This window comes from Streptomyces sp. NPDC001941 (assembly GCF_040296945.1).
GTDB lineage: Bacteria > Actinomycetota > Actinomycetes > Streptomycetales > Streptomycetaceae > Streptomyces.
The window spans coordinates 1-11,975 of record NZ_JBEOYE010000164.1 but is presented as its reverse complement, the minus strand read 5'-3'; the positions used below and the strand labels follow the sequence as shown (position 1 = coordinate 11,975).

General features: G+C 72.3%; 9 protein-coding genes and 1 pseudogene. 8 read left to right on the top strand and 2 right to left on the bottom strand.

Annotated features, from left to right (window positions below):
* The 5 genes and pseudogenes from manB to ABT160_RS44940 all read left to right on the top strand — a co-directional run.
* A pseudogene (gene manB / locus ABT160_RS44960) lies at window positions 1-174 on the top strand (phosphomannomutase/phosphoglucomutase); the annotation flags it as partial.
* Between the two features lie 247 nt (window positions 175-421).
* Window positions 422-604 carry a Trm112 family protein gene (locus tag ABT160_RS44955; protein ID WP_351655663.1) on the top strand — a complete coding sequence of 61 codons (183 nt, stop codon included), beginning with the start codon at window positions 422-424 and terminating at the stop codon, window positions 602-604.
* 110 nt (window positions 605-714) lie between these two features.
* Window positions 715-1,848: an SIS domain-containing protein gene (locus ABT160_RS44950; protein WP_351655660.1), complete on the top strand. Its 1,134-nt coding sequence runs from the start codon at window positions 715-717 to the stop codon at window positions 1,846-1,848.
* Window positions 1,849-1,938: 90 nt separating this feature from the next.
* On the top strand, window positions 1,939-3,090 hold the full coding sequence (gene manA / locus ABT160_RS44945; protein ID WP_351655658.1) for a mannose-6-phosphate isomerase, class I: 1,152 nt from the start codon (window positions 1,939-1,941) through the stop codon (window positions 3,088-3,090).
* 78 nt (window positions 3,091-3,168) lie between these two features.
* Entirely contained in the window at window positions 3,169-4,128 is a 960-nt protein-coding gene (locus ABT160_RS44940; RefSeq protein ID WP_351655655.1) for a cation diffusion facilitator family transporter, read from the top strand.
* A gap of 107 nt (window positions 4,129-4,235) precedes the next feature.
* On the opposite strand, the gene ABT160_RS44935 is transcribed toward ABT160_RS44940, so the two are convergent.
* Entirely contained in the window at window positions 4,236-6,278 is a 2,043-nt protein-coding gene (locus ABT160_RS44935; RefSeq protein ID WP_351655652.1) for a fructose-specific PTS transporter subunit EIIC, read from the bottom strand.
* Window positions 6,279-6,639: 361 nt separating this feature from the next.
* Between ABT160_RS44935 and ahcY the strand changes: the two genes are divergently transcribed.
* On the top strand, window positions 6,640-8,097 hold the full coding sequence (ahcY, locus tag ABT160_RS44930) for an adenosylhomocysteinase (protein ID WP_351655649.1): 1,458 nt from the start codon (window positions 6,640-6,642) through the stop codon (window positions 8,095-8,097).
* Between the two features lie 764 nt (window positions 8,098-8,861).
* Window positions 8,862-9,485: a hypothetical protein gene (locus ABT160_RS44925; RefSeq protein ID WP_351655646.1), complete on the top strand. Its 624-nt coding sequence runs from the start codon at window positions 8,862-8,864 to the stop codon at window positions 9,483-9,485.
* A 6-nt stretch (window positions 9,486-9,491) separates the two neighbouring features.
* On the opposite strand, the gene ABT160_RS44920 is transcribed toward ABT160_RS44925, so the two are convergent.
* On the bottom strand, window positions 9,492-10,487 hold the full coding sequence (locus tag ABT160_RS44920) for an RDD family protein (protein WP_351655643.1): 996 nt from the start codon (window positions 10,485-10,487) through the stop codon (window positions 9,492-9,494).
* A 117-nt stretch (window positions 10,488-10,604) separates the two neighbouring features.
* Between ABT160_RS44920 and ABT160_RS44915 the strand changes: the two genes are divergently transcribed.
* Window positions 10,605-11,612: a stage II sporulation protein M gene (locus ABT160_RS44915; protein ID WP_351655640.1), complete on the top strand. Its 1,008-nt coding sequence runs from the start codon at window positions 10,605-10,607 to the stop codon at window positions 11,610-11,612.
* Window positions 11,613-11,975 lie beyond the last annotated feature (363 nt).

Genomic DNA, 11,975 nt, shown 5'->3' with positions numbered 1-11,975 from the left:
CAGCCGGGGACCACCCTGGACGAGCTGGACGGCCTGACGGTCGCCTCCGATGACTGGTGGTTCAACCTGCGCCCCTCCAACACCGAACCACTGCTGCGCCTGAACGTCGAAGCGCGGGACACCCACACGATGACCAAGCTGCGGGACGAAGTCCTGGCCCTGGTCCGCGCGTAACAGCACCACCGCCTTGCTGTGGGCAATCGTTCCGCAGGGGCGAGTGGGGTCTCCCCAGTTCGAGCGGAGCCGAGAACTTGGGGATGGGTGGGCACAGCACCACGACCGCGTCAGCGCCCTGGAAGGCCCGCACCCCGACCGCCTCACCCGGGGTGCGGGGCGCGGGCCGACCAGCGGGCCGACCAGCACCCCCACCCCGGCGGTAGGCTGACGTGCACCCGAAGCGCACCCCCGAAGGGACCACCCCATGCCGCTCGAAGCCGGCCTCCTGGAGATCCTCGCCTGCCCGGCCTGCCACTCCCCCCTCGACGACCTCACGGCGACGGACACCCCCGAGCTGATCTGCACCGGTGCCGACTGCGGCCTGGCCTACCCCGTGCGCGACGGCATCCCGGTCCTCCTCGTCGACGAGGCCCGCCGCCCCGCCTGACGGCACGAGGCACTCCTCAGCGGGCGCCCCCGGCAGGCACCCCTCCGCAGGCACTCCTCCACCGGCCACCCGGCCCCCCGGCTCCACCCCGGCGATCGGAGACCCCCCTCATGCTCGACGAGTCGCTGCTCGACGCCCCCGACGCGCTGGCCCGGGCCGACCGCCGGGGCCTCCTGCGCGGCGCCGCCGAGGCGGGCGCCCGCGTGCGCACCGCCGCCCGGCTCGCCGACGAGGCGGGCATCGGCGCGCTGAAGCCCGAGGGCCGTCCCCGCGCCGTCCTGGTCGCGGGCCCCGGCACCGCCGCGACCGGCGTGGCCGACGTGGTCGCCGCCCTCACCGGCGGCGTCGCCCCGGTCACCCGCATCCACCCCACCGGTGTCGCCGCGGCCGCCGGCGCCCTGCGCTGGGAGCTGCCCGGCTGGGCCGGTTCGGTGGACCTGCTGCTCATCGCGACCACCGACGGTTCCGAGCCCGGCCTCTCGCTGCTCGCCGAGCAGGCGTACCGGCGCGGCTGCACCGTCGTCGCCGTCGCCCCCCGCCGCTCCCCGCTCACCGAGGGCATCAGCGGGTCCCAGGGCCTGGTGGTGCCGATGGCCGCCGCGCCCCACGCCGGGGAGCGGGAGGAGGACCCCGCGGCGAGCCCCGGCTCCCTGTGGGCGCTGCTCGTCCCGGTGCTCGCCCTGCTCGACCGGGTCGGCCTGGTCAGCGCGCCGCCCGAGGCGCTGGAGAAGGTCGCCGACCGCCTGGACCACACGGCGGAGCGCTGCGGCCCGGCCGTCACGACGTACAGCAACCCGGCCAAGACGTTGGCCTCCGAGCTCGCCGAGTCCCTCCCGCTGATCTGGACCGAGGGCACCCTCGCCGACCCCGTCGGCCGCCGCTTCGCCGCCGTGCTCGCCGAACTCTCCGGCCACGCCGCGCTCGCCGCCCAGCTGCCCGAGGCGCTGCCCGCGCACACCGCCCTGCTCGCCGGGACCTCCTCGGCGGGCGGCGACCCCGACGACTTCTTCCGCGACCGCGTCGACGACCCCGGGCCGCCGCGCGCCCGCGTCGTCCTGCTCCGCGACCGGCCCGCCGGGGGCCTCACCGCCGCCCCGGCCGCCCGCGAGCTCGCGCTCGGCCATGACATCGCCGTCAGCGAGCTGGAGCCCGAGGAGGGCACCGAGCTGGAGGCCTTGGCCGAGCTGGTCGCGCTCACCGACTTCGCCGCCGTCTACCTGGCCCTGGCCTCGGGCGGCGACTGAGACCGTGCCCGGCCGCTCGCGCCGGTGCCGGGGGGCGAGGGCGAAGGAGCGGCCGGACACTCCCCGTACGAACCAGCAAGGAGCAGCTCCATGGACCGCCTCGCCAACACCGTTCGCCCCTACGCCTGGGGGTCGACCACGGCCATCCCGGAACTCCTCGGCACCGCCCCCACCGGAGAGCCCCAGGCCGAGATGTGGATGGGCGCCCACCCCGGAGCCCCCTCGGGCACCCCGCGCGGTCCGCTGAACGAGGTCGTCGACGCCGACCCGGTGGGGGAGCTGGGCGCCGCGGCCGTGGAGAAGTTCGGCCCCCGGCTGCCGTTCCTGCTGAAGCTGCTCGCCGCGGGCGCCCCGCTCTCCCTCCAGGTCCACCCCGACCTCGCCCAGGCGCGGGAGGGCTACGACGCCGAGGAGCGCGCCGGCATCCCGGTGGACGCCCCGCACCGCAACTACAAGGACGCCAACCACAAGCCCGAACTCATCTGCGCCCTCACCGAGTTCGAGGGCCTGTGCGGCTTCCGCCCGCCCCTGGAGGCCGCCGCCCTGCTCGAACCCCTCGGCGTCGACTCCCTCAAGCCGTACGTCGACCTGCTGCACGCCCGCCCCGAAGAGGCCGCGCTGCGCGAGGTGTTGACCGCCGTCCTGACCGCCGACCGCACCGCGATGGCGGCCACCGTCACCGAGGCCGCGGCCGCCTGCGCCCGGCTCGGCGGCGACCACGCCCCGTACGCGCAGATCGCCCGGCACTACCCCGGCGACCCCGGCGTCATCGCCGCGATGCTCCTCAACTTCGTCACCCTGCAGCCCGGCGAGGCCCTCTTCCTCGGCGCCGGCGTCCCGCACGCCTACCTCGACGGCCTCGGCGTCGAGATCATGGCCAACTCCGACAACGTGCTGCGCTGCGGCCTGACCCCCAAGCACGTCGACGTCCCCGAGCTGCTGCGCGTGGTCCGCTTCGAGGCCACCGACCCCGGCGTGCTGCGCCCCGAGGCGTCGGCCGACGGCGAAGAGGTCTACGAGACCCCGATCGACGAGTTCCGGCTGTCCCGGTTCGTACGGGCCGAGGGCGCCGCCCCCGTCGACCTCACCGCCGCCACGCCGCAGGTCCTCCTCGCCACCGCGGGCCGCCCGAAGACCGGCGAGGTCACCCTGGCCCCGGGCGGGTCCGTGTTCGTACCGGCGGGCGAAAAGGTCGAACTGTCCGGTGCGGGAACGCTCTTCCGCGCGACCGTCGTGGCCTGATGCAACAATGTGCGGCCGAACGGCCGCACACGCACGGCGGCATCGACGCAGGCACCGACGAAGGGAAGACGTACACCCATGAGCGCGTCAGGCGGAACCAGGGCGATCGTGGCGGCACTCGCCGCCAACCTCGCCATCGCGGCCTCCAAGTTCGTCGCGTTCCTCTTCAGCGGCTCCTCGTCGATGCTCGCCGAGAGCGTCCACTCGCTCGCCGACTCCGGCAACCAGGGCCTGCTGCTGCTCGGCGGCAAGAAGGCCAAGCGCGAGGCGACGCCCGAGCACCCCTTCGGCTACGGCCGTGAGCGCTACATCTACGCCTTCCTGGTCTCCATCGTGCTCTTCTCGGTCGGCGGCATGTTCGCCATCTACGAGGGCTACGAGAAGATCAAGGAACCGCACGAGCTGGAGCACTGGTACTGGCCCGTCGGCGTGCTGGTCTTCGCGATCATCGCCGAGGGCTTCTCCTTCCGCACCGCCATCAAGGAGTCCAACGAGCTGCGCGGCAAGCTCAGCTGGCGCCAGTTCATCCGCCGCGCCAAGGCCCCCGAGCTGCCGGTCGTCCTGCTCGAGGACTTCGGCGCCCTGATCGGCCTGGTCCTCGCCCTCGGCGGCGTCGGCCTCGCCCTGCTCACCGGCAACGGCGTCTGGGACGGCATCGGCACCCTCTGCATCGGCATCCTGCTCATCGCCATCGCGATCGTCCTCGCCGGCGAGACCAAGTCGCTGCTGCTCGGCGAGGCGGCCGGCCTCGAAGAGGTACGGAAGATCGAGGCGTCCGTCGTCGACGGCGACACCGTCACCCGCCTCATCCACATGCGCACGCTGCACCTCGGCCCCGAGGAGCTGCTGGTCGCCGCGAAGATCGCGGTGCGGCACGACGACACGGCGGCCGAGGTCGCCGCCGCCATCAACGCCGCCGAGGCCCGCATCCGCGAGGCCGTCCCGATCGCCCGCGTCATCTACCTGGAGCCGGACATCTACAGCGAGGCGGAGGCGGCCAAGGGCGCCGACCAGGAGGCCACGCCGGGCGGCCGCTGACCGCTCGTACGACCGCGAGCGACGCGTACCGAGTACCGCGTACGGGGAAGGGCCCGGGACGACCGATCGTCCCGGGCCCTTCCCCGTACTCCGCCGCGCGCCGTCCGCTAGCAGATCTCGCGCAGCACGTCGACGACCGCCGCCTCGTCGGGCGCCGCCATCAGGCGCTCGCGGAAGCCGGTGTCCATCAGCTTGCGCGACAGCAGGGCCAGGATCCGCAGGTGCTCGTCACCGGCGGCGGCCTCGGGCACCGAGATCATGAAGATCAGCTTGGCCTTCGTGCCGTCCAGGGACCCCCACTCGACGCCCTCGTCGGAGCGGGCGAAGCCGACCGTCGGCGAGGTCACCGCGTCGGTCTTGGCGTGCGGGATGGCGATCTCCTCGCCGAGGCCCGTGGTGCCCTGCGCCTCGCGCCGCAGCGCGGTGCGGACCAGCTCCTCCTCGTCGGCCACGTTGCCCGTGGTCGCCAGCATGGCGGCCAGCTCGCGGATCGCGGCCTCCTTGTCGGAGGCGGCGAGGCCGACCTTGACGGTCCGCTCGGTCAGATAGCCGGAGAGGACCTCGTCCCCGGCCCCGGCGGCGGCCTCGGCGGCGGGGGCCGCCGGGGCGGGAGCCGGCGCCTTGGCGGGCTCCGTACGCGACACGGCGGCGGTGGCCGCACCCGCGCCCGCACCGGCGCCCACACCCGCGAGCACGGGCTCGGGGGCGAGGGCCGGGGCGCCGCCCTCGGCCTTGCGCTCGCGCAGGCCGACCAGGGCGTTCGTGGTGAAGGCCGTGACCAGGGTGCCCGCCACGATCGCCACGAAGAACATCGCGACGCCGCTGACCGCGCCGAACAGCGACACGATCGGGCCGCCGTGCGGCACCGAGTCCTCGACGCCCGCGATGCCCGCGATGGCACCGGCCACCGCGCCACCGAGCATGTTCGCCGGGATGACCTGCGCGGGCCGTGCGGCGGCGAACGGGATGGCGCCCTCGGAGATGCCGAAGAAGCCCATGAAGAGCGCCGCGAGGCCGGTGTCCTGCTCCTGCTTGCTGTAGAGCTTCTTGCGCAGCAGGGTCGCCAGGCCCTGGCCCAGCGGCATGACCGGGATGGCGGCCGCGGCCATGCCCATCACGGCGTTGTTGGTGCCGATCAGGCCGGCGCTGACCAGGAAGGCCGTCTTGTTGACCGGGCCGCCCATGTCGAAGGCGATCATCAGGCCGATGACCACGCCCAGGACCACCGCGCTGGAGCCGGTCATCCCGTTCAGCCAGCTGGTCAGGTGCGTGAAGACCCACGAGATCGGCTGGCCGATGACGTAGATGTAGAAGAGCCCGAGGGCCAGGGTCGAGACGATCGGCAGCACGATGATCGGCATGATCGGCTGGACGACCTTGGGCACCTTGACCTTGCGCAGGCCCAGGACCAGGTAGCCGGCCAGGAAGCCGGTGACGATCGCACCCAGGAATCCGGCGTTGGCGTCGGCCCCGTAGATGTTCACGGCGTCGGCCGCCAGGAAGCCGCCGATCATGCCGGGCACGAGCGCCGGACGGTCGCCGAGGGCGTAGGCGATGTAGCCGGAGAAGATCGGCAGCATCAGCTTGAAGCCGGTCTCGCCGAGCTTGCTCACGTAGAACCAGAAGGTGTGATCGGGGATCACCAGGCCCTTGTCGGTCGCGTGGCCGCCCAGCGACAGCGACACGGCCAGCAGCAGACCGCCGACCACGACGAACGGGATCATGTACGACACGCCGTTCATCAGCGCCTTGTACGCGGCGCTGCGCTCCCTGCCGCCGCCGGAGGCCGCCTCGGAGCCGCCGCCGGCGCCCTGGTGCACCGGCGCGCTCGCCACCCGCTCGATCAGCTGCTCGGGGTGGTGGATGCCCTCGGCCACGCCGACGGCCAGCACCTTCTTCCCCACGAACCGGCTGCGGTCGACGTCCTTGTCGGCCGCGATGATGATGCCGTCGGCCTCCCTGACATCGTTGTCAGTCAGTACGTTCTCAGCCCCGATGGAGCCTTGCGTCTCCACCTTGATGTCGACACCGAGAGCCTCCGCGGCCTGGGCCAGCTTCTCGGCCGCCATGTAGGTGTGGGCGATGCCCGTCGGACAGGCGGTCACCGCGAGCAGCTTCACCTTCCGCTGCCCGCCAGCCGGACTCGTCACGTGGTTCTCCTAACGCTTCGTGGGCGCGTGATCGGAGCGGATGATTCCGATCCTCCAGCATCGTGCAACACATAAGTCCGTCATCAAAAGTCCTGAAGGCCTCTTTCCCGGGGGTCCCAAGGCCCGGTAACGGCGCGCCGTACGGCTCAGGACGGACTGTGGACCGCTCGGCCGATCGGTGTAGATTCGTGACCAGAGCCAGACGTCGCTGCTGATGGCGGTCGGGCGGTTCGTCCTGCGGACCGGCCGAGGGAGAGAGGGCCTCCGACGACTGCACTGCGAGCGCCAGGGCACCCTTGTGTCCGCCGCCGCAGAGCCAGCCGTACCCACCCTCGACCCTTCTCACGAGGAGCAGCTCACCATGTCGACTGTCGCCAACCGACAGGACTACAAGGTCGCCGACCTCTCCCTGGCCACCTTCGGCCGCAAGGAGATCACCCTCGCCGAGCACGAGATGCCCGGCCTGATGTCGATCCGCAAGGAGTACGCCGAGCGCCAGCCGCTCGCCGGCGCCCGGATCACCGGCTCCCTGCACATGACCGTGCAGACCGCGGTGCTCATCGAGACCCTGGTCGCCCTCGGCGCCGAGGTCCGCTGGGCGTCCTGCAACATCTTCTCCACCCAGGACCACGCCGCCGCCGCCATCGCGGTCGGCCCGAACGGCACCCCCGAGGACCCCCAGGGCGTCCCGGTCTTCGCCTGGAAGGGCGAGACGCTCGAAGAGTACTGGTGGTGCACGGAGCAGGCCCTGACCTGGCCGAACACCCCCACCGGCGGCCCGAACATGATCCTGGACGACGGTGGCGACGCCACCCTCCTCGTCCACAAGGGCGTCGAGTTCGAGAAGGCCGGCGCGGCCCCGGACCCGTCGACGGCCGACTCCGAGGAGTACGCCCACATCCTGACCCTCCTCAACCGCACCCTCGGTGAGGACGGCCAGAAGTGGACCCGGCTCGCCTCCGAGATCCGCGGCGTGACCGAGGAGACCACCACGGGCGTGCACCGCCTGTACGAGATGATGCGCGACGGCGTCCTCCTCTTCCCGGCGATCAACGTCAACGACGCGGTCACCAAGTCGAAGTTCGACAACAAGTACGGCTGCCGCCACTCCCTCATCGACGGCATCAACCGCGCCACCGACGTCCTGATCGGCGGCAAGACCGCCGTCGTCTGCGGCTACGGCGACGTGGGCAAGGGCTGCGCCGAGTCGCTGCGCGGCCAGGGCGCCCGCGTGATCATCACCGAGATCGACCCCATCTGCGCCCTCCAGGCGGCGATGGACGGCTACCAGGTCACGACCCTGGACGACGTCGTCGAGACGGCCGACATCTTCATCACGACCACGGGCAACAAGGACATCATCATGGCCGCCGACATGGCCAAGATGAAGCACCAGGCGATCGTGGGCAACATCGGCCACTTCGACAACGAGATCGACATGGCCGGCCTGGCCAAGACCTCGGGCATCGTCAAGGACGAGGTCAAGCCGCAGGTCCACACCTGGACGTACCCGGACGGCAAGGTCCTGATCGTCCTCTCCGAGGGCCGGCTGCTGAACCTGGGCAACGCGACGGGCCACCCGTCCTTCGTGATGTCGAACTCCTTCGCGGACCAGACCCTGGCCCAGATCGAGCTCTTCACCAAGCCCGAGGAGTACCCGACCGAGGTCTACGTGCTCCCCAAGCACCTGGACGAGAAGGTCGCCCGCCTCCACCTGGACTCGCTCGGCGTCAAGCTGACGACCCTCCGCCCGGAGCAGGCGTCGTACATCGGCGTAGAGGTCGAGGGCCCGTACAAGCCCGACCACTACCGCTACTGACGGCCCCGGCCGGCCCCCGCCGAGTCCCCAGGACCCGCCGGGGGCCGAGCCCGGCCACCCCGTGCCCGACCTTGCCGCCCCACCAGGTGGATCCCAGCCCGTCCGGCGTCCGAGGACGGACACCTGAGAACGGACCCGGGTCGTCGGGCCCGAGCCCAGCCCCTCCGCCCCCCTCTCGCCGCCGGAGGCGTTCGGGAAGGGGCGGGCAGGGTACGTCCCGGTCCCGCACCCGGTGCGCCCTCGGGCCCCCGTGAGCCGCCACCAGAGAAGCCCCACCCCACCCCGCACAGGACCAAGGCCTCGCTCGGGACCACGACCTCGCCACGAGCCCAGGCGGGACCTTGGTCGGGGCCACGGCCTCAGGAACTCAGCTCTCCGGAACCCCGCCCTTGCTCGCGACCACGATCCGGCTCAGGCTGACGGCCTGCTCGCCCAGGATCTCGGATCTCGGCTTCCCGGCCCCCGGGCTTCCCGGCCTCAGGGTCTCTCGGGCCTAGGGTCTCCCGGCCCCACGACCTCCCGGGGCCAGCGCCCCTCGGGCCCCGCCCCGCGCGGGACCAGCCCCACGCCGCACCGGGTTCGGCGAGCGAGCGCCACCTCCGCGCCCGGCCCTACGACCGACCTCGCACCCCGCACCCGCACCCGTACCCCGCACCCGGACCCCGCCAGAGCCCGCCCGCCCCGCGTCAGCCCCCGCCCCATGCCGGACCACGGCCCCGGGCGTCCGGGAAGACGCCCCCAAAGCCCCCAGGACCCCCGAGCCCATGCCCCGCGGCCGCTATTCGCTCCACGATCCCCACGATCACACCCCCCTCGGTGAAGAGCACTTCCACTGCGCCCCCGGCCCCTCCGGCTGGCGCTACGTCTCCCAGCGCACGACCCCCTCGGGTGACCACGCGGGCTCCGTCGACCTGGCCCTCGACGAACTGGGCCGCCCCATCCGCCTGCAACTGCACGCCGCGAGCTGGCAGATCCGCGGCGCCGCGCTCGACGGCGTCACCTGGGTCCGCTCGGACCCCGCCGGCACCGAGGCCGCCGAAGGCAATGTGCGCGCCCATGCCTTCACCGGCTCGTCCCCGGCCTTCCTCGTCGCCACGGCTCGACTCCTGCGCCTCACCCCCGATTCCCCGTCGGCACGCGTCCGCCTGGTCTCCTTCACGGACCCGGTCCTCGCCCCCCTGACCGTCGACCAGTCCTGGGCCCTGGTGAAAAGTGAAGCGCACGCCACTGACAACGGGCCCCTGATCGTGGACGAGTACCAGGTCAGCGCCCTGGACACGGGGGAGCGGCACACGGTCCACCTGGCCGGCGACGTAGTCCTGGCGGCCCCCGGGATCGAGCTGGAACACCTGGAGACCCCGCCCTCGACGTTCGCCGCGGAGTCCTGAGCCCGCTCAGGCAGGCGGAGCGAACCCGGTCGCAGGCGGCTGACCAGCGGCGCCCCCGGCCTCACGGCCTTCCCCGCTCACCGGCACCCCGCCACCACCAGGCACCGCGGCCCCGCCCCCAGCGCCAGGCTGCACAGCAGAAGCCCCAAACCCCCCACCCACACCACCAACCCCATAAGGCTCAGACACCACACCAGCCCCACCAACCTCAGGAATCCCAGGGCTTCCAGAACCCCCAGGGTTCCCTCCACTCCCACCGCCGAAGGCCCGCCGCGCATCCCGGGCCTGGCGCTCACCGACCACGGCAGCCAGGAAGTGGGCGGCGGGCATCCCCTGCGGCGCCGGAGCCCCGGTCCGCGCCACCACCTCACCGGCCAGGCGCTCCGCCAGCCCCTGCCCCACCTGCGGATCGAGCTGCCCGGCCCGGGTCAGGTACTGACGCACCGCGAGCCACAACTCGTCCGGCACGGCCGACAGGTCCAGCTCGGCGAACCTCCCCGCCAGCCACGGCGGAGGCGGCGGCACCACCACCGCCCGACCCGCGGGCACCCGCTCACGTACGACCAGGGTCCCCGCGAACACGTCACCGATCCGCCGCCCCCGCGCCGACACCAGCGACGCGATGCAGGCGACGACCCCGAAGGTCATCAGGATCTCCACGACGCCCATGGCCCCGCGCACCAGCGCGTGCCGGAAGCGGATGGGACCGCCGTCGTCCCGTACGACCCGCAGCCCGCAGGCCAGCTTCCCCAGCGAGCGCCCGTGCGTCAGCGTCTCCACCGCGATCGGCGCCCCGACCAGCACCAGCAGGAACGAGGCGATGGACACGGCCGTCTGCGCCGCGTCGTCCAGCGAGGCCGTCGCCAGGGCGAGCCCGAGCGTGAGCAACAGGTACACCGTCCACACCACGACGAGGTCGACGGCCAGCGCCAGGGCACGCGTCGGCAGCTTCGCCGGCTGCAACCCCAGTACGACCGCGTCCCCCGTGACAACCCCGCTCACACTGCCCGCCCTTCCTCGCCCTTCCAGACCCCTCCGAACGCCAGTCTGCCAAGCTGACCGGCAGCGCGCCGCAGGAGTACGCCCCGTACGCACCCAGTCCAGGAGCAGCAGCCGAACATGGACCTCGACGTCTTCGTGACCGCCCACCGAGCCGAGTGGGACCGCCTCGACGAGCTCCTGCGCCGGGGCAAGCGGCTGACGGGCGCCGAGGCGGACGAACTCGTCGCCCTCTACCAGCGCACGGCCACCCACCTCTCCCTGATCCAGTCGAGCGCCCCGGACCCGCTGCTCACCGCGCGCCTCACCCAGCTCGTGGCACGCGCGCGTGCCACCGTGACCGGTACCCGGAAGTCGTCCTGGCGCGACGCGGTCCGCTTCCTCACGGCAGGCTTCCCCGCCGCGGTCTACCGCTCGCGCCGCTGGTGGATCCCGACGGCGGTCCTCTCCACCGTGCTCGCGGCGGTCATCGGCTGGTGGATCGCCACCCACCCGGAGGTCCAGGGCTCCATCGCGGCCCCCGAGGACCTGCGCCGGATGACACGCCCAGGCGGTGAGTACGAGACGTACTACTCGAGCCACCCGGCGGCGTCCTTCGCCGCACAGGTGTGGACGAACAACGCCCAGGCCGCCGCCATGTGCCTGGTCCTCGGAGCCTTCCTCGGCCTCCCCGTGCTCTGGATCCTCTTCCTCAACATGCTCAACCTCGGCGTGGGCGCAGGACTGATGTCCTCGGTGGGGCGCCTCGACACGTTCCTCGGCCTGGTCCTCCCGCACGGGCTTCTCGAACTGACCGCGGTCTTCGTCGCTGCCGGAACCGGACTGCGGCTGGGCTGGACGGTCATCGACCCTGGCCCGCTGTCCCGCCGCACGGCCCTCGCCCAGCAGGGACGCGCCGCCGTGGGCATGGCGATCGGCCTGGCCCTGGTGCTGTTCGTGTCCGGCGCCATCGAGGGCTTCGTGACCCCGTCCGGCCTGCCCACCTGGGCGCGCATCGGCATCGGGATCGCCGCTGAGCTGCTGTTCTTCGCGTACGTGTACGTACTCGGCGGCCGCGCCGCGCGCGCGGGCGAGACGGGCGACGTGGATGCGTCCGAGCGAAGCGCGGAGCTCCCCACCGCCGCGTGATGTGCGTCGGAGCCCGCCGGACTGCTACTCTCCTCTCCGCCCACAAAAACCGTTGACACGGCTTCTGTGGGGAGGTAGATTCAAACGGTTGCCTCGAACTGGACAAGATCGAGTGCAGCCGCTAATATCTCTCTCGCTCCCACCGGAAAATCTTCCACTGTGGAGCCATCCCGATTCCCTTTTCGAATCACGACGGTCGATTAGCTCGACCCGAAATGCTTCTGATAAAGTCGGGGAGCGCCGAAAGGCAAAGGCCCTCCAACGGCCACCGGAATTCAAATTCGGACCGGAAACGGAACGGAAAAGAGTCTGGTAAGGTTGGAACCGCCGGAAAGGGAAACGCGAAAGCGGAGAACGGCCCGG